13 protein-coding genes, 1 tRNA gene and 1 pseudogene are annotated in these 17185 nt (G+C 72.9%); 3 read left to right on the forward strand and 12 right to left on the reverse strand.

Annotated features, from left to right (window positions below; translation table 11 throughout):
- From OG447_RS26865 to metG, 6 genes are all read right to left on the reverse strand, one after another.
- Positions 1–384, reverse strand: coding sequence for a hypothetical protein (locus tag OG447_RS26865; protein ID WP_266939903.1), 384 nt, complete (start codon positions 382–384; stop codon positions 1–3).
- Positions 385–403: 19 nt separating this feature from the next.
- Positions 404–1255: a heavy metal-binding domain-containing protein gene (locus OG447_RS26870; protein ID WP_266939904.1), complete on the reverse strand. Its 852-nt coding sequence runs from the start codon at positions 1253–1255 to the stop codon at positions 404–406.
- 1 nt (position 1256) lies between these two features.
- Positions 1257–2138, reverse strand: a complete 882-nt coding sequence (locus OG447_RS26875) for a heavy metal-binding domain-containing protein (protein WP_266939905.1) — start codon at positions 2136–2138, stop codon at positions 1257–1259.
- 11 nt (positions 2139–2149) lie between these two features.
- Positions 2150–4693 (reverse strand): MDR family MFS transporter, encoded by a 2544-nt coding sequence (locus OG447_RS26880; RefSeq protein ID WP_266939906.1) that lies wholly within the window; start codon positions 4691–4693, stop codon positions 2150–2152.
- A gap of 39 nt (positions 4694–4732) precedes the next feature.
- Positions 4733–5995 carry a glycosyltransferase 87 family protein gene (locus tag OG447_RS26885; RefSeq protein ID WP_266939907.1) on the reverse strand — a complete coding sequence of 421 codons (1263 nt, stop codon included), beginning with the start codon at positions 5993–5995 and terminating at the stop codon, positions 4733–4735.
- 170 nt (positions 5996–6165) lie between these two features.
- Complete coding sequence (gene metG / locus OG447_RS26890; protein ID WP_266939908.1) at positions 6166–7881, reverse strand: methionine--tRNA ligase; 1716 nt, start codon at positions 7879–7881, stop codon at positions 6166–6168.
- Between the two features lie 462 nt (positions 7882–8343).
- Between metG and OG447_RS26895 the strand changes: the two genes are divergently transcribed.
- Both OG447_RS26895 and OG447_RS26900 read left to right on the forward strand, forming a co-directional pair.
- A complete protein-coding gene (locus tag OG447_RS26895) occupies positions 8344–8874 on the forward strand; it encodes a sigma factor-like helix-turn-helix DNA-binding protein (RefSeq protein WP_266939909.1) in 531 nt (176 codons plus the stop codon).
- 785 nt (positions 8875–9659) lie between these two features.
- Positions 9660–10379: pseudogene (locus tag OG447_RS26900) on the forward strand (IclR family transcriptional regulator C-terminal domain-containing protein); the annotation flags it as partial.
- A gap of 289 nt (positions 10380–10668) precedes the next feature.
- On the opposite strand, the gene OG447_RS26905 reads toward OG447_RS26900, so the two are convergent.
- The 4 genes from OG447_RS26905 to OG447_RS26920 all read right to left on the reverse strand — a co-directional run bounded on the left by OG447_RS26905 (position 10669) and on the right by OG447_RS26920 (position 14584).
- Positions 10669–11973 carry a cation:proton antiporter gene (locus OG447_RS26905; protein ID WP_266939910.1) on the reverse strand — a complete coding sequence of 435 codons (1305 nt, stop codon included), beginning with the start codon at positions 11971–11973 and terminating at the stop codon, positions 10669–10671.
- Positions 11974–12514: 541 nt separating this feature from the next.
- Positions 12515–13093 (reverse strand): hypothetical protein, encoded by a 579-nt coding sequence (locus tag OG447_RS26910; protein ID WP_266939911.1) that lies wholly within the window; start codon positions 13091–13093, stop codon positions 12515–12517.
- Between the two features lie 219 nt (positions 13094–13312).
- Positions 13313–13400 (reverse strand) — tRNA-Leu (locus OG447_RS26915).
- A gap of 242 nt (positions 13401–13642) precedes the next feature.
- The gene (locus OG447_RS26920; protein ID WP_266939912.1) at positions 13643–14584 is read right to left on the reverse strand and encodes a beta-ketoacyl-ACP synthase III; all 942 of its coding nucleotides are present in this window, start codon (positions 14582–14584) and stop codon (positions 13643–13645) included.
- Positions 14585–14789: 205 nt separating this feature from the next.
- On the opposite strand from OG447_RS26920, the gene fdhD reads away from it, so the two are divergent.
- The gene (fdhD, locus tag OG447_RS26925) at positions 14790–15620 is read left to right on the forward strand and encodes a formate dehydrogenase accessory sulfurtransferase FdhD (RefSeq protein WP_266939913.1); all 831 of its coding nucleotides are present in this window, start codon (positions 14790–14792) and stop codon (positions 15618–15620) included.
- A 58-nt stretch (positions 15621–15678) separates the two neighbouring features.
- Here fdhD and OG447_RS26930 read toward each other — a convergent pair whose 3' ends face one another.
- Together OG447_RS26930 and OG447_RS26935 are read right to left on the reverse strand one after the other, a co-directional pair.
- Complete coding sequence (locus tag OG447_RS26930; protein WP_266939914.1) at positions 15679–16119, reverse strand: (2Fe-2S) ferredoxin domain-containing protein; 441 nt, start codon at positions 16117–16119, stop codon at positions 15679–15681.
- Positions 16120–16128: 9 nt separating this feature from the next.
- A complete protein-coding gene (locus OG447_RS26935; protein WP_266940163.1) occupies positions 16129–17181 on the reverse strand; it encodes a bile acid:sodium symporter family protein in 1053 nt (350 codons plus the stop codon).
- Between the last annotated feature and the right edge of the window lie 4 nt (positions 17182–17185).

A 17185-nucleotide genomic window follows, 5' to 3' on the forward strand; every position in this document is an offset into this window, starting at 1 on the left:
TCAGGCCAGGAAGCGTTCGACGGCCTCGCGGGCACGGGCGTTCGAGGCCGCGGCGGCGGCCAGAGCCCGGGCCAGGGCATCGATCCACTCGTCCAGGCCCACTTGGCGCCGCGAGAGCACGATGCCCCGCACCTCGTGGCAGATCTCCCCGGACACCCGTCCCCGATCCATCCGCAGCGAGAGCCGCTGCTCTCCGAGTGCGACGTCCAGTTCGGCGACCGAACCCTCGCGTCCGGCCAGCCGTTCCGCGAGGGAACGCCTGCGCGTGACCCGTACGGCGCCGGGCGGCAGCGAATCCACCAGGTTCGCCGACAGCACGTTGGCGTAGAGGTTCAGGTCCGCGCTGTCCCGGCGCAGCGCCGCGGCCAGCAGTTCCACTTCCATTTGAGGTTCAGGTTCAGGTTCAGGCATCGAGGCTCAGCACCATGGTCGGCCGGTCGATGATGTGGTCCTCGCGGAGCGGGCGCACCGCTGTCCCGATCGCGAAGAACTCGGTGGTGTGCGACCCCCAGGTGTGGGAGTGCTGCTTCAGCTGGACCGCCACGATCCCCTCGGCCTCCAGCGCCTCCCCCTCCGCCCGCATACGGCTCATCGCCAGCTCGCGTGCGTCGTAGAGCGCCTGGGTGTACGGCTCGATCTCGACGTTGCGGCCCGAGGCGCTGAGCACTTGGCCGAAGCGCTGGTGCGCCACGTGGTAGACGCACGACCCCATGACCATGTCCAGCGGCGCGTACCCGGCCCGGATCAGCGTCCAGAAGTCCTGGCCGGACAGGTTCGAAGTGAACGGCTTGCCCTTGTTGTTGAGCCAGGTCTCGCCCGGCCCCGGGTCCGCACCGTCCGCCTTCACCGCCGTGCCGACCGCGATGAACTCGGCTATGTCCGAGCCGAACTCCTTGAACTCGATGTCCAGCCGCACCCCCACGATCCCGTCAGCCCCCAGAGCGCTCGCCTCCGCCTCCATCCGGCTCATCGCCAGCTCGCGCGCGTGGTACATGGCCTGTGACAGCTTGGTCAGCTCCTGGTTCTTCGACCAGCGGCCGAACTGGATGCCGACGTGGTAGACCGAGGTGCCGAGGACCAGGCCGAGGGGGCGGAAGCCGACCTCGCGCACCAGCAGGAACTCGTTCACCGTCAGGTCCGAGGTGAAGAGCGCGCCCTTCTCGCCGGACTGTAGCCGCGTGAGCTGTCGCATCGCGTCCTCGGCCTGGTCCCCGGCCGGGCTCTCGGCCCGGTCCTGCCCCGTTCGTTCGGTCATGTCAGCGCTCTCGCTCCAGTCGCATGATGGTCAGTGTCCCGGGCCCGGCGGCCCGCTCGGAGAGGCGGAACCGGGTGATGGAGGTGCCGACGATGACCGCTTCCGCGACGAGGTCGCGCGTGTCGCCGTAGGCGGGGCACTCGCTCTCACTCACCGTCAACTCCAGCTCGTCCACCACCACCCCGTCCCCACCGTGCTTCGCCGCGTCCAGGGCCAGCTGTCTCCGGGCATCGTGGCGGGCGTGATGGAGCAGCTGGGTATAGCCGCCGACCTCCTGGTTCCCGGCGGCCCGGGAGGTCAGGCGGGAGGCCCGCCAGTCGTCGTGCCGGGTCGTGAGGGCGATGCCGAGGGCGAGTCCTGTGGGCACCCAGCCGGCGTGGATGAGCTTGGCGAAGTCCTGGCCGCTCAGGTGCGATGCGAAGGGCGCGCGCGGCCTGACGCGCGAGCGGGCCCGGACGGCAGTGCCCCACGCGGTGACCTGCAGGCCTCCCGCCGGGAACTCACCGACCCGCAGCTCCACCCCGACGATCCCGTCACCGCCGAGCGCGCGGCACTTGGCCACCGCGCGGGCCAGCGCCAGCCTGCGCGCGGCGTACATCGTCCGCACCAGCGGCGCGAAGGACGACGCCCATTTCGAGGACGGCACCTTCGCGTCCGGGCCCTCGGCGACCGACCACTCGCCCGGGCAGCCCCAGATACCGGTGTACCCGATGTTGAAGACGGCCGCGCCGAGCACCTGCCCGACCGGCTCGAACCCGGCGCTCTCGACCGCGGCGAACTCCTCGGACGACAACGCCGAGTCCCAGGTGTTGACGGCCGCCCGAGGCTGCGCCGACCGGCCGGCAGCGGCCCCCGGCAGACCGGCGTCCCGTCGGTGTGTCATCGGCTCCTCCGTCATCGCCGCTGCGCGGTCGGTGCCGGCGTCTCGGCCCCCGTCCGCCCGGCCGTGACCAGCAGGGCGGCGGACAGGACCGCGAGCAGCGTGCCGCCGACCGCGATCCAGAGGGTGGTGGTGTAGACGCCCAGGAATTCCACGGCGAACGTCTCGGGCAGCGGCGAGCCCCCGCTCAGCCGGGCGGCGAAGACCCCGCCGAGCACCGCCGCGCCGATCGACTGGCCCACGGCCTGGGCCGTGGTGACGGCTGCCGAGGCCCCGCCCGCGTGCTGCGGGGCGACGGCGGCGGTCGCGGTGGCGAGGAGCGGCATGAAGGCCAGGCCCAGGCCGAAGCCGCTGAGCAGCATGCCGGGCATGACACCGGCCGTGAAGGTGCTGGCGGTGTCGACCCCGGCCAGCAGGGCCGTCCCGACGGCGGTGGCCACCAGGCCGGCCACGATCAGGGTCCGGGGCGCGACGCGGCTCTGGAGGCGGGCGGAGAGCTGGGTGGAGCCGAGGACGGCCGCGGCGATCATGGGGAGGTAGGCCAGTCCGGACTCCGTCGGGCCGTAGCCCACGATCTGCCGCATCCAGAAGTCGAGGGCCGGGAAGAGGGCGAGCGTGCAGGCACCGGCCAGGACCAGGGTGAGGACGGCGCCGAGGCGGTTGCGGTCCTTGAGGACGTACGGCGCGAGGAGCGGGCTCGACGCCCTGGTCTGCCACCACAGGAAGGCCGCGAGCAGCAGCACGCCCCCGGCGACCAGCACCGCCGTCAGGGGCTCGGACCAGCCGAGCGACTCGGCGTTGCCCAGGCCGTAGGTGAGGGCGGCGAGGCCCAGCGAGCCGAGGAGTACGCCGAGCCCGTCGAAGCGGGCGCCGGTGCGGCCCGGGCGGTCGGGCAGCAGGGTCAGCGCGCCGGTCAGTGCGATCACGGCGAGGGGGACGCCCGCATACAGGGACCAGCGCCAGTCCAGCAATTCGAGCACCCAGCCGCCCGTGAGCATCCCGATGGCCGTGCCGCCGGCGGCGATCGCGGCGTAGATCCCGAAGGCCCGGGCGCGTTCCCTCGGGTCGGTGAAGCCGGTGGCCACCAGGGACAGCGCGGACGGGGTCAGCAGGGCGGCGAAGGCTCCCTGGAGGGCGCGGGCCGCGATCAGCAGGCCGGGCTCGTCGGCCGAGCCACCGAGCGCGGAGGCCGCGGCGAAGCCGGCCAGGCCGATGACCATGGTCCGTCTGGCCCCCACGAGGTCCGCGATGTGCCCGCCGAGCAGCAGCAGCGCGCCGAAGGCCAGGAAATAGGCACTGACGACCGGGGTCATGACGTCGGCGGCGAGGTCGAGCTCGGCCTGGACCGACGGCACGGCCAGGTTGAAGGTCGTCGCTGCGAGCAGCACCAGCAGCTGCGTCAGGGCGATCACGAGCAGGCCCCACCAGCGCCTGGGGTGCGGGGCGGCCGGGTCCGGGGCGACCGGGTCCGGGAAGGAGGCCGGCAACGGGGGCGGTCCGAAGCCCTGCCCGGGGACGAAGTGCGCCGGGGCCGTGGGTGCGTACGCGGGCGGCGGGGGCAGCGGCTGGGCCTGCTGCTGCGCGGAAGGGCTGCGGGGGTCGGGCAGCGCGCCGACGGCTCCGGCGGAGGCTCCCACGGAGGCTTCGGCAGGTGGGGTCGCGGGGGCGAAGTCCAACAATTGCGCGGCATGGCGGCCCAGTTGTGCCAGGACGGTGCCCGGCAGCCATTCCCCGGCCTGGTCCGTCGCCGTGCGCGCGGCCACTTCCTCGGGGGTGGGCCGCCCGGCCGGGTCCTTGTCCAGACAGGCTCGGACGAGGTCGACGAGCGACTCCGGTACGCCGGTCAGGTCCGCCTCCTCCTCGGCGACCCGGAAGAGGTGGGCGTTCAGTCCGGTGTCCGCGGCGCCGAACAGGAGCCGCCCGGTGGCGGCGTAGACGAGTACGGCGCCCAGGCAGAAGACGTCGCTGGCGGAGGTGAGTTCGAGGCCGCGGACCTGTTCCGGCGACATGAAGCCGGCGGAGCCGATCAGCATGCCCGTGCGGGTGTGCAGGCTGTCCCCGGTCAGGCTGTCCATCGCCCGCGCGATGCCGAAGTCGATGACGCGGGGGCCGTCGACGGTGACGAGGACGTTGGACGGCTTGAGGTCGCGGTGGATCAGGCCGGCCTCGTGCACGGCCCGCAGGGCGAGGGCGAGCCGGTTGGCGAGGGTGCGGACGGCGTGCTCGGGCAGCGGCCCGAAGTCCTTGGCGACCACGGTGTGCAGGTCGGGTCCGGGGATGTACTGGGTCGCGACCCACGGGACGGCTGCCTCGGTGTCGGCATCGAGCACGGCCGCCGTCCAGTTCCCGCCCACCCGCCGCGCGGCGGCCACTTCACGGGCGAAGCGCTTGCGGAACTCCGGGTTCCCGGCGAACTCGGCCTGCACCACCTTCACAGCCACGGTACGGCCGCCCTCGGAGCGGCCCAGATAGACCAGGCCCATGCCGCCCGCGCCCAGCCGGGCGATCAGACGGTACGGGCCGATGCGGGTCGGGTCTTCGGCGATCAGCTGGTCCACGGGAGCAAGATATTCCAACTGTCCAACAGTTGGGGCCAGTCAGACGAAACGCGCGCCCCGCCCTTCCGCCGGCCCGTCCGCCGCTCCATCCACCGGTCCTTCCACCGGTCCTTCCACCGGCCGCTCCGCCCGCCGGGTGCGGACGGTCCGGAAGGAGCCCGTCACGATGCGCGAGGCTCCCGGGACGGCCGCCGAGCGGGCCCAGACCGCCAGCAGGACCGGCAGGGCCAGGTAGCCGAAGCGGCCCGCGGGGGCCAGCAGGAAGGCCAGCGTGAGGCCGAGGGCGAGGCGGTCGGCCGCGGCCACCAGCGTGCGCGGCGGCCGCACCAGCAGCGAGAGCGCCACGGCCAGGCCGCCCGCCATGAGCATACCTACCGTCAGATACCAGCCCCAGGTACCCAGTTCGGCCAGGAGCCGCCCCGGCAGCGGACTGCTCGCCGGGGTCGCGACCTCCGCCCGCCCGGTCGGGAAGGCGAACACCTGCCGCCACAGCTCGCCCGGCTGGAGCAGCGCTCCGGGCAGCACCAGCAAGGCCGTACCGGCCGCCGCCACCAGAGCGCAGCGGGCCGCCGCCCGCCCGCCCCGGCAGGCCGCGAGCAGAGCCGCCGCCACCGCCACGGCGGGCAGCGCCGTCCACTTCAGCGCGCACGCCCCGGCCAGCGCCGCTCCGGCCAGGGCCGGCCGCCCGCCCGCCGCGGCCGCCAGGGCCAGGCAGCACAGCCCGGCCAGCGGCAGGTCCACCCCGCTCACCGCCAGCGGCAGGGCCACCACCGGGGAGGCCACCAGTACGGCCGGCAGTGCGGGCCGGGCTCCGCCCAGCACCCCCCGGGCCGCCCACAGGCACCCGAACAGCACCGCCGCGCACCAGATCCGGGCATCGCCCAGCAGCCGCACCGGCCAGCCCCCGCCGTCGCCGCCGAGCAGCGCGCGCGGGAGGCCGAGCAGGGCCATGCCCGGCAGGTAGGGGGTGTACTCCTCGACGCGCGCGGGCTGGTCCACGTACAGCCGGCCGGACTCCAGCAGGAGCCGACCCGACCGCTCGATGACCGTCACCTCCGACTGCCCCTGCCCGGTCAGCACGAGCCAGACCAGGGGCAGCGCGACGGCCCCCAGCAGGGCCGCGGCGAGCGCCTCGCGGCGGCGGCCGAGCGCGGTCGCCGCCGCCGCGGCCAGGTATCCGGCGGCCGCGCACCAGCCCCAGAGCCGGTGCGGTTCCAGTGCGGAGAACAGCGGGAAGGACAGGGCCCAGGCGGCCGCGAGCAGCCAGCCCAGAATCCGGTGGACGGTGCGGGGAGGGGTCATGGCCCCATTCCAGCCGCGCACCCCCCGGCGGGTCTGCACGCCTAGGCGGACACTTCGCGGTGGGGTTTTCCCTACCCCTGCGGGACGCACGTACGGAACGACGTACGGGTACGCGTGAGGGGCGCGACCCCGGTGGGTCGCGCCCCTCACACACGTTCACACCGGGGCGGTCACGCCTCCGGAGTACCGCCGAACCGCTCGCGGTAGGACTCCAGGTCCTCCTCGGTGACCCTCGCGAAGAGCACCGGCGGCACGGTGAACGGCGTCCCCGCCGGGACCATGTCCAGCGCCCTGGCCTGCTCCGGGGTGATCCACGCCGCCGTGTCGTCGGCGAGCGCGAACGAGGAGCGCATGGCGCGCGCCGAGGCCGGGATGAAGGGCTCGGAGACCACCGAGTAGAGGTGGATGAGGTTCATCGCGGTACGCAGGGTGAGCGCCGCGCCCTCCAGGTCGGTCTTGACCTCCAGCCAGGGGGCCTTGTCGTCGAGGTACGCGTTTCCGGCGGACCACAGCGCGCGCAGCGCGGCCGCGGCCTTGCGGTACTGGAGCGCCTCCATGAGGCCCTCGTACTCGGCCAGCAGCTCGGCGATCTGCTCGCCCAGCTTCGCCTCGGCCTCGCCGGCGGGGCTTCCGGCGGGGACGTCGTCGCCGAACTTCTTGCGGGAGAAGGTCAGTACGCGGTTGACGAAGTTGCCGAGGGTGCCGCCGAGGTCCTTGTTGACCGTGGCGGCGAAGTGCTCCCACGTGAAGGACGAGTCGTCGGACTCGGGCGCGTTGGCGATGAGGAAGTAGCGCCAGAAGTCGGCCGGGAGGATCTCCAGCGCCTGGTCGGTGAAGACGCCGCGCTTCTGCGAGGTGGAGAACTTGCCGCCGTAGTACGTCAGCCAGTTGAAGGCCTTGACGTAGTCGACCTTCTTCCACGGCTCACGGGTGGCCAGCTCGGTGGCGGGGAACATCACCGTGTGGAACGGGACGTTGTCCTTCGCCATGAACTGGGTGTAGCGCACGTCCTCGGCCTCGTACCACCAGGACTTGTGGTCGCGGTTCTCCGGGTCCAGGTCCGACCACTCCTTCGTCGCACCGATGTACTCGATCGGAGCGTCGAACCAGACGTAGAAGACCTTGCCCTCGGCGGCCAGCTCGGGCCAGGTGTCGGCCGGGACGGGGACGCCCCAGTCCAGGTCGCGGGTGATGGCGCGGTCGTGCAGGCCCTCGGTCAGCCACTTGCGGGCGATGGAGGAGGCCAGCTGCGGCCACTCCTCCTCGTGCTGCGCGACCCAGGCCTCGACCTCGTGCTGCAGCTTGGACTGGAGGAGGAAGAGGTGCTTGGTCTCGCGGACCTCCAGCTCGGTGGAGCCGGAGATGGCCGAGCGGGGCTCGATCAGGTCCGTGGGGTCCAGGACGCGGGTGCAGTTCTCGCACTGGTCGCCGCGGGCCTTGTCGTAGCCGCAGTGGGGGCAGGTGCCCTCGACGTAGCGGTCCGGGAGGAAGCGGCCGTCGACCGGCGAGTAGACCTGCCGGATCGCGCGCTCCTCGATGAAGCCGTTCTTCTCGAGCTGGCGCGCGAAGTGCTGGGTGATCTCGCGGTTCTGCTGCGAGGAGCTGCGGCCGAAGTAGTCGAAGGACAGCTCGAAGCCGTCGTAGACCGCCTTCTGGGCGTCGTGGGCCTGCGCGCAGAACTCGGCGACCGAGAGACCGGCCTCCTTGGCGGCGAGTTCGGCCGGGGTGCCGTGCTCGTCGGTGGCGCAGATGTAGAGGACGTCGTGGCCGCGCTGGCGGAGGTACCGGGAGTACACATCCGCCGGAAGCATCGACCCGACCATGTTGCCCAGGTGCTTGATCCCGTTGATGTACGGAAGCGCGCTGGTGATCAGGTGTCGAGCCATCCTCGGATGCTCCATTTCATATATGCGGTACCACGTGGCCTGCAAGGGCGATGACGCGGTTCATCGTATCGAACCGCCCAAAGGCGACGTCCCGCTTTTTCACTGGGTGGACATACGTGAAAGCGAGGGCAGTGACCTCTCCGTCACGGCCCTCGCAATGGACCAATGTTACAGCCGGTGGGGGATGCCCCCGACCCGTCGGGGGCATCACACCCTGTGCACCGCCATGGGCGACCGGCATATGCATACGCGCTGGTTGAACGCCTGCCCGATCGACATCTGTCACCGGCCGATCATCACCGACCGTAATATTTCCAGGTTTCTTCTCTGCGCCCCCTCGGTGCGCCCGCGCTGCTTTCCTGAGCCCCGCACAGGGGATGAGGTGGAACGGTGAGCGATGGCGGACCTGAGGAGTCCGGTGGGGCCGTGGGACTGCCGAGCCGGCGCCGACGGCCGACTCCCATGAGCCAGTGGGACGCGGCGGCGCGCCTGTCGTACTGGGCCTTCCACGCCGACAGGCGGCCGGCGTACATGCGTTTCGCGTACCTGCACCTGGGCTCGGACACGGAAGCGGAGCAGACGGTGGACGCCACCTTCGACTCGATCATGAGCGAGTGGCTCCGGATGCTCCACATGGACCGTCTGGACGCCTACGCCTGGACCGTCCTCAAGCACTGCATAGTCGACGGGCAGCGCCGCCGCGCACCGTGGCAGCAGCGCCCCGAGCCGATGGACATCAGCGCCTTCGAGGCCGCCGTCAAGGATGCGCACGCGGACCGGTACGAGGTACTGACCGACACCATCCGCTTCTACTCGGCCGTCTCCCGCCTCGCCGAGCGGCAGCGCGACGCGGTCCTGCTGCGGTACGGGCTCCGGTGCTCCCCCGGTGAGGCCGCCGCCGTGATGGGCGTCGACGAGGCCACCGTCGGCTCGTACCTCGGCCAGGCGCACCGGCGGCTCTCCCGCCTGCTCGACACCCCCGCCGAATCATGAGCGGCCACGACCGGTACGCACCGCGGGACGGGCACGGTGCGCCCCGCTCCCTCGCCGACTTCCTGGACCGGGCGGGCGTCCGCGACCGCTACCCGCACTACGACCTGGGCGCCGCCGAGGTCCGGCTGCTGCGCGCGCCGCACGCACCCGTCACCACGGCCCGTACCCGCCGCTCGTACGGCTGGAGCGACCCCGCCCGGGACTGCCCGCTCGACGCCGAACGGGCCCGGCGCGACCTCAAGGCCGCCTGCCTGGCCTGCGTGTGCTCGCCCAAGGCCGGGGCGCAGCTCGGCTCCTTCGTCGCCCACGCGCACACCGACCTGGCCGGAGCGGTCGTCTTCGGCTGCCTGCTGCACCTGGCGGGGCTGCGCGAGGGCGCCCGGTTCTGGTGGCAGTTCGCCGCCGGTTCCGGCAGCCCGTGGACCGCCTCGGCGGCCTACTGCCTCTTCCTGGACCACTCCCGCCGCGGCGAGCACCACGACGCCCGGCTCTGGGCCCGTGAGCTGGGCCGACGCGGTTTCCGGCCGAGCGGCCGGCGCGACCTGCGGGAGGTCCGGCTGTGCGCCCAGGCATCCGTCCTGCGCCACGTCGCCCAGCTCGACGATCCCGACCTGGGCCCGGTGCCGCTGCCCAGGCCGGGGCTGCCCGGGGTGCTGGCCGCGTTCCGGCCCCCGCCCGCCGCCGTGCCGACGGCCGCGCCCCGGCCGGCCGCCGGCCCGCTGCGCCACCCCGCGCTGACGGCGGCGGCCCGCGGCACCGTCGTCCAGGGCGGGACCGGCGAGGCCCTGGCGGAGGCCCGCCGCGCGCTGGCCGTCGTACGGGTCCTGGAACGGCATCCGCTGGGGGTGCGGGCCGTCCAGCTGGGGCGGGAGTCCGGCCTCGCCGGGGCGGAACTCCGGCCCCTGCTGGGGATGCTGTGCGAGGAGGAGTACGCGTACCGCCCCTGCGCCGGGGTGTACGCGCCGGGCCCGGCCCTCGGCCGGCTCGCCGCGCCCGGCGGCAGCGGCCTGGCGGGCCAGCTCCAGCGCACCCTGGCCCTGGCGCGGGACAGCGCCGGGGCGGCGGTGTACCTGAGCCGGTACGCCGGGGGCGAGGTCCGCATCACGCAGATGGCCGACGGGCCAGGGACCCCTCCGGTACGGGAGTGGGTGGACTTCCGGGCGGCCGCGCACGCCAGCGCGGTCGGCAAGTGCCTGCTGACCCAGCTCGACCACGACGGCCGCGCCGACCACGTGGCCCGGCACCGGACCGCCCGGCTGACCCCGCACACCATCACCGACAGCCGGGCCCTGTTCAGCGCCCTGGACGCGGTGGCCCCGGGTGCGCCCGTGTTCGACCTGCGCGAGTACGCGCCCGGGGTCGTGTGCTCCGCGGTGCCGATCGCCACCGGCGACGCCGCCGGGAGCCTCGCGCTCTCCCTGCCCGCCGTCCACGCCCACCGGCTGCCCGCGGCCACCGTGGCGCTGCGCCGCAAGGCCGTCCCGGTGCTCCTCGCCCTGCTCCTCAGCGGCGCGATCCCGCCGGACGTCCCGGCCGCCCCGACCGCGCCGGATCCGCTTGCGGCCGGGCCCCCGTCACCCCTGTCCGGGGCCGAGCCCGCGTCCGCACGCGCGCGGGCGCCGGTCACCCCGGAGACCCTGCGCCACCTGCGCCGGCTCTTCCGTACCCCGCACACCGGCGCCGCCACGCCGTCCGACGGCCCCCATCTGGTCAGCGACAGCGCGGCCGCGGCGGCCTACCTCTTCGACGCCGCCCCGCCCACCGGTCAGCCGCGACTGTCCCTCCCGCACACCTTCACCGAGGTCGCTCCGGGCAGCCTGACGGCGCCGGACGGCCTGGTGGTCCTGCATACGTGACGGGAGCACCCTTGGCCCGCGACCCGCGCCGCACCAGGATCAGGAGCGGCTGGGTCAGGACCGTCGTGGCCAGGGCCATCAGCACGAGCACGGTGTACAGGGGTCCGGATACCAGCCCGGCCTGCAGACCGGCGTTGAGCACGATCAGCTCGGTGAGCCCCCGCGTGCTCAGCAGCACCCCGATGGTGCGGGCGTCGTCGCGCCCCACCCCGCAGAGCCGCGCCGCGCCCCACCCGCTGCCCACCTTGACGAGCACGGCGAGCAGGGTGACCGCCACCAGGGCGGTCAGACCCGAGCCGTCCAGCCCCCCGACGGCGACGTTGCTGCCCGAGACCACGAAGAAGAAGGGCAGCAGCAGGCCCGAGACCTCGGTGAGCGGTCGCACCAGGCCCGGGTCGAGGGTGCCGCCCGCCTCGCGCGGAACCACCACTCCGGCCAGCAGGGCACCGAAGATCACGTGGAGGCCGAGGGCACTGGTCACCCAGGCGGAGGCGCAGGCGAAGCCCACCAGTACGGCCGCCCGGTACGAGGCGTCCCGTGCGCGGCGCCACAGCAGCCGGCGCAGCAGCGGCCGGGCCCCGAGCAGCATCGCGGCGGTGAAGAGCAGGACGAGGAGCAGCCGCAGCGCCCAGTGGGGCCCGTCGTGGCCGCCGGCATCGATCAGGGCGCCGATGAGCACCGTCCAGCCCATGACGTCGACGAGTCCGGCGGCGGACAGGGCGATCACCCCGGGCAGCGACCCGGTCAGCCCGTTCTCCCGCACGACGGCGGTGAGGACGGGTACCGCGGTGATGGAGAGGGCCACGCCCAGGAACAGCACGGCGGAGACCGGCATCCCGGTCGGCGCACCGAGCCGTACGAGCTCCTCCCGGAAGAGCAGGGCGGCTCCGGTACCGGCGGCCAGGGGCACGAGGAACGCCGCGAGGGAGACCGTCACCACGGTGCGCGCCCGCCGCTTGAGGATCGAGAGGTCCAGCTCGTAGCCCACGGCGAACAGGAAGACGACCAGGGCGAGTTGGGACAGCGCGTTGAGCATGGGGGCGATCTCGGGCGGGAACAGCCTGCGCGCCGCGCCCGGCGCGAGGGCGCCGAGCAGGGTCGGCCCCAGGGCGATTCCGGCGACGAGCTGCCCCACGATCACCGGCTGCCGCAGCCACCGCGCACAGCGCCCCGCGGCATGGGCGACGACCATGACGACGGCCGAGGCGCCGACGAAGTGCGTGACCATCGCGTCCGGGCTCATGGGACCCCCTGCGGGCGGGACGGGGACGGGCCCGGCCGAGTATGACGCCCGCGGGACGCGCACCCGCATCGCTTCCGGTGAACGGCCCGGGACTTCCGGAACTGCATTCCACGGACCTGGCGTTTCTCGGTGTTCCGGACCGGTGTTGGTCACACGTCGGTCACACGGCCAACCGGTCCAGCTCGGGGCAAGGCGGAAGGCTCCGAGACCCTGCCCCGCCATGTCCGGTGACCGTTCTGGCGCAATCGAACAGCGCCAGACGGCGGTCGCTTCCGAAGTGGTGAACATCTGCTGTCCGTGCGCAGAGAACTCCGTGATCGCGGATGCTCGTGCCCATCTGGTACCGGACCCCACCCACCCCGTCGAAGCCTTGGGATCGACAGAGCGCCGCGTCCTCACACCGCACCGATCCGGCGGAATTCATGTGTAGCCCGGGGGAACAAGGACGAGAGGATGCCCGACTGCAGCTCGCGGACGGCTCTATGTGTACCCGTGACGCTTCCAAGCGGGCGGTTCTCTGTGCCTGATGACGGGCGTCAATTCAAGGAAGGCACGGAACGAGCTCCAGCCAGGCTCGCGTCGCCCGGAAGGCAGGGTCGTCACCCTCCAGGAGCGTGCGGAGGGGAAGCAGCGGAGTCAGCATGTTCTTGATCCGGCGTAGTTGCAGCATCTGATCCCGCGGTGCTGATTCCCACCCTTCGGCGAGCCGCGCGCCTGCCTCCAGCGGCACTCCCACGTTCTGCAGGATCTCTGAGCAGAGAGCGGGAAGGTCCCGAGCCGCATCCGCGTCACTCACCCCGAACTCCCGGATCATGTAGGCACGCACGTTGGCAGAATCGGCCATCGCCTGCTGTGGCGTCTGGCTCAGCTCCTTTCTTGAGATTGCGGAGAGAGCGAGGCGACCCCAGCGGAGCCTTGTTTCGTCTGAGAAACCAGGGGACTGCATGCCGCCGACGGCGAAATCGCGCAACTGTTCCCAGTGCTCCAGGGAGCAGGCCCTCGCTTCGGTTGTCAGCAGGTACCGTTCCAGGTCCTCCAGCGAAGAACCGAGGAACCGGCGCCCGCTCCCGTGGCAGCCGCGCGTCTCAGGGGAACGGTCAGAGGATGGGGACTCCGGCACGTTCAAACGCTCCCTTCCCGATGATGATGTCGGCCTGACCCACCGCCGTCTCCGGGATGCTCCGCTGTGAACTGTCTACGCCACTACCGGCGTGCGGCGCAGGGCGGCTCTGAGCCTGTCCGCCGTGCTGTAGGGCAAGATCGCTGGGCTGTTGGTCACGTGGTTGGTCACGCCACAGCCAGGCAAAGCAAAAGAACCCCACCGAAGTGGGGTTCTTGCTGGTGTCCGAGGGGGGACTTGAACCCCCACGCCCGATAAAGGGCACTAGCACCTCAAGCTAGCGCGTCTGCCATTCCGCCACCCGGACTAGGTGGTCGACCCCGGTTTCCCGCGGCGACATGGACAACAATAGCAAAGGATCGGCGGGGTCCCGACCACATTTTCGCTCGGCCGCAGTCCCGCCACGCCGCGCTGACCTGCACGCATGCACAGCACGACGCCGCGAGACGGATCGTCTCGCGGCGTCTGGCGGGCTTCGGCGGCGCCCCCGGCGGCCAACCCGCCCAGGGCTCAGGGGCGTCGGCCGGACGGCGGGCCGTGCGGTCCGGCTCAGGGGCAGCGGATGACCTGGCCCGCGTACGAGAGGTTGCCGCCGAAGCCGAAGAGCAGGACCGGGGCCCCGGAGGGGATCTCGCCGCGCTCGACCAGCTTGGACAGGGCCATCGGGATGCTGGCGGCCGAGGTGTTGCCGGAGTCGACCACGTCGCGGGCGACGACTGCGTTGACCGCGCCGATCTTCTGGGCGAGCGGCTCGATGATCCGCAGGTTGGCCTGGTGCAGGACGACCGCGGCCAGGTCCTCCGGGGTGACCCCGGCCTTCTCGCACACCTTGCGGGCGAGCGGCGGGAGCTGGCTGGTGGTCCAGCGGTAGACGGACTGGCCCTCCTGCGCGAAGACCGGCGGCGAGCCCTCGATGCGGACCGCGTGGCCCATCTCCGGGACCGAACCCCACAGCACCGGGCCGATGCCCGGCTCCGCGCTGGCCTCCACGACCGCCGCGCCCGCGCCGTCGCCGGTGAGGACGCAGGTGGTGCGGTCGGACCAGTCGGTGATCTCGGTCATCTTGTCGGCGCCGATGACCAGGGCGCGGGTGGCGGAGCCGGCCCGGATCGCGTGGTCGGCGGTGGCCAGGGCGTGCGTGAAGCCCGAGCAGACCACGTTGAGGTCCATGACCGCGGGACCGCCGCCCATGCCCAGCTTGGCGGCGACGCGCGCGGCCATGTTGGGCGAGCGGTCGATCGCGGTGGAGGTGGCGACCAGGACGAGGTCGATGTCGTCGGGGCTCAGTCCGGCGCTCGCCAGGGCCTTGCCCGCCGCGTGGAAGGCCAGCTCGTCGACCGGCTCGTCGGGGCCCGCGATGTGGCGGGTCTTGATGCCGACCCGGGACCGGATCCACTCGTCGGTGGTGTCGACCATGGCCGCGAGGTCCTCGTTGGTGAGCACTCTCGCGGGCTGGTAGTGCCCTAGCGCCACCACTCGTGAACCGGTCATGGGCGGGGTCCCCCCTCGTACGGAAGTCAGGATCACCCAGCTTCTCCTGCTACTGGTGGGTACGGGTGCGCGTGACCCGACAGGATTCCGGGGGAGGAATTTGGAGCTTCCCGAGGATCTACCTGCCGGGAGCCGCGTGCGAAGCGGAACCGGGAGAATGACCTCGTCGGATACAGACGAAAACCGAAGGGGTGGGCTGATCACCATGGGACGGGTCACCGAGCGTCGCCGCGTCGTCCGGATCCGGAACGGCACCGCCGGGATCCGGCCGGACACGCTGGTGACCGAGGAACCGCTGGAGATTCGGCTGAACGGCAAGCCGCTGGCCATCACGATGCGGACCCCCGGCGACGATTTCGCGCTGGCGGTGGGCTTCCTGGTGAGCGAAGGGGTCCTCGGCTCCGCCTCGGACGTGCGGGCCGTCACCTACTGCGAGGGCGCGGACGAGGACGGAGTCAACACCTACAACGTCGTGAACGTGCAGCTGGCCGCCGGCGTGCCGGTGCCGGACATCACACTGGAGCGGAACGTCTACACCACCTCCTCCTGCGGCCTGTGCGGGAAGGCCAGCCTGGACGCCGTCCGTACCGCGACCCGTTTCCCGGGGGCCGCCGCCGACGATGCGGTACGGGTCCCCGCGCGGCTCCTCGGCACGCTCCCGGACCGGCTCCGCGCGGCCCAGAAGGTCTTCGACCGGACCGGCGGGCTGCACGCGGCCGGCCTGTTCTCGGCCGAGGGCGAGCTGCTGGACGTACGGGAGGACGTGGGGCGGCACAACGCCGTCGACAAGGTGGTCGGCCGGGCCCTGCGCGAGGGCAGGCTGCCGCTGACCGGGGCCGTCCTGCTGGTGTCGGGCCGGGCCTCCTTCGAGCTCGCGCAGAAGGCCGTCATGGCGGGCATCCCGGTCCTGGCCGCCGTCTCGGCCCCGTCCTCGCTCGCCGTGGACCTGGCGCTGGAGTCGGGGCTGACGCTGGTGGGGTTCCTGCGCGGGGCGGACATGAACATCTACGCGGGCGAGGAGCGGATCACCCTCTGAGGAGCGGATCGCCCTCTGGTGCTGTGACCGGAAAGATCCACCGGGGCGCCCGCCCGCCTCAGCGGTTCCGGCGGGTGCGGCGGGAGGAAGAGGACGGGGACGCGGCCGGCTTCGGGTCCGGGGGCTCGATGCGGTGGAGGTCGAGCGTGGCCGGGAGGGGGGTGGAGCCCGGCCCGCCGGATTCGGCCCAGGCGATGATCTCGTCGGTGGCGGTGTCGTCCAGGGCCCAGCCGAACCAGGCCGCGCGGGCGCCCCGGCGGCGGGCCTCGCTGGTGGGCTGGACCACGATCACGTTGGCCTGCGCGCAGGGGCCGAGGCAGTCGCTCGTACGGACGGCCAGCTGGCCCTCGGAGGCGGCGGCCGCCGCGCGCAGCCGGGCGAGCTGCCCGGCGTGGTCGGAGCCGGGGTTCTTGCGGGGGTCTCCGCAGCAGCAGCCGCGGCAGACCACCAGGGTGCAGGGGCGTTCGGCGCGGGCGGCGATCGGGCGTGTCCAGGTCACCGCCGCACGTTACCGGGCCTGCGGGGCGGGGTGTTGGGCGGGCCGGGAGACGTCCGCCACACGCCCGGCGGGAAGTTCGGCGCCGGAGTGCTCGGCCGGGTCCTGGGCGCGGCGGCGGGCGAGGACCGCGCAGACCATCAGCTGCATCTGGTGGAACAGCATCAGCGGCAGCACGGCGAGGCTCGCCTGGGCCCCGAACAGGACGCTGGCCATGGGGAGTCCGGCGGCCAGGCTCTTCTTCGACCCGGCGAACTGGATGGCCACGCGGTCGGCGCGGCCGAAGCCGAGCCGCTTCGCGCCGTACCAGCTGACGAGGAGCATGACGGCGAGGAGCACGGCCTCCACCAGCAGCAGGCCGCCGAGGCGCGGGAGGCTCACCTGGTGCCAGATGCCCGCGGCCATGCCCGCGCTGAAGGCCGCGTAGACGACGAGCAGGATCGAAGCCCGGTCGACGCGGCCGAGGACCCGCTTGTTGCGTGCGAGGAAGTCACCGACCCAGCGGCGCAGGAACTGTCCCAGGAGGAAGGGCAGCAGGAGCTGGAGGACGATCCTGAGCAGGGAGCCGAGGGAGAAGCCGCCCGCGCCGCCGCCGAGCAGGGCGGCGGCGAGGAGGGGGGTGAGGAGGATCCCGGCGAGGCTGGAGAAGGAGCCGGCGCAGATCGCCGCGGGGACGTTTCCGCGGGCCATCGACGTGAAGGCGATGGAGGACTGGATGGTCGAGGGGACCAGGCAGAGGAAGAGCAGGCCGCTGTAGAGCGGGGGCGTCAGCAGGGTCGGGACCAGGCCCCGGGCGGCCAGGCCCAGGAGCGGGAAGAGCAGGAAGGTGCAGGCGAGCACGGTGACGTGGAGCCGCCAGTGGCGCAGTCCGTCGAGGGCCTCGCGGGTGGAGAGCCGCGCGCCGTAGAGGAAGAAGAGCAGGGCCACGGCGGCGGTGGCGGCGCCGTCGGCGACGGTCGCGGCCTCGCCGCGGGCGGGCAGCAGCGCTGCGAGGCCGACGGTGCCGAGCAGGGCCAGGACGTACGGGTCCAGGGGCAGCCGGGCGGGGAGGTGCGGACGGCGCATGGGC

It is taken from the genome of Streptomyces sp. NBC_01408, from assembly GCF_026340255.1.
In the GTDB taxonomy this organism is placed as follows: domain Bacteria; phylum Actinomycetota; class Actinomycetes; order Streptomycetales; family Streptomycetaceae; genus Streptomyces.

Coding starts and splice junctions, on each gene's coding strand:
- OG447_RS26905 (WP_266939910.1), bottom strand. CDS start 11,973: ATGAGCCCGGACGCGATGGTCACGCACTTCGTCGGCGCCTCGGCCGTC.
- fdhD (WP_266939913.1), top strand. CDS start 14,790: ATGGGACGGGTCACCGAGCGTCGCCGCGTCGTCCGGATCCGGAACGGC.
- OG447_RS26935 (WP_266940163.1), bottom strand. CDS start 17,181: ATGCGCCGTCCGCACCTCCCCGCCCGGCTGCCCCTGGACCCGTACGTC.
- OG447_RS26920 (WP_266939912.1), bottom strand. CDS start 14,584: ATGACCGGTTCACGAGTGGTGGCGCTAGGGCACTACCAGCCCGCGAGA.
- OG447_RS26885 (WP_266939907.1), bottom strand. CDS start 5,995: ATGACCCCTCCCCGCACCGTCCACCGGATTCTGGGCTGGCTGCTCGCG.
- OG447_RS26895 (WP_266939909.1), top strand. CDS start 8,344: ATGAGCCAGTGGGACGCGGCGGCGCGCCTGTCGTACTGGGCCTTCCAC.
- OG447_RS26870 (WP_266939904.1), bottom strand. CDS start 1,255: ATGACCGAACGAACGGGGCAGGACCGGGCCGAGAGCCCGGCCGGGGAC.
- OG447_RS26875 (WP_266939905.1), bottom strand. CDS start 2,138: ATGACACACCGACGGGACGCCGGTCTGCCGGGGGCCGCTGCCGGCCGG.
- OG447_RS26865 (WP_266939903.1), bottom strand. CDS start 384: ATGGAAGTGGAACTGCTGGCCGCGGCGCTGCGCCGGGACAGCGCGGAC.
- metG (WP_266939908.1), bottom strand. CDS start 7,881: ATGGCTCGACACCTGATCACCAGCGCGCTTCCGTACATCAACGGGATC.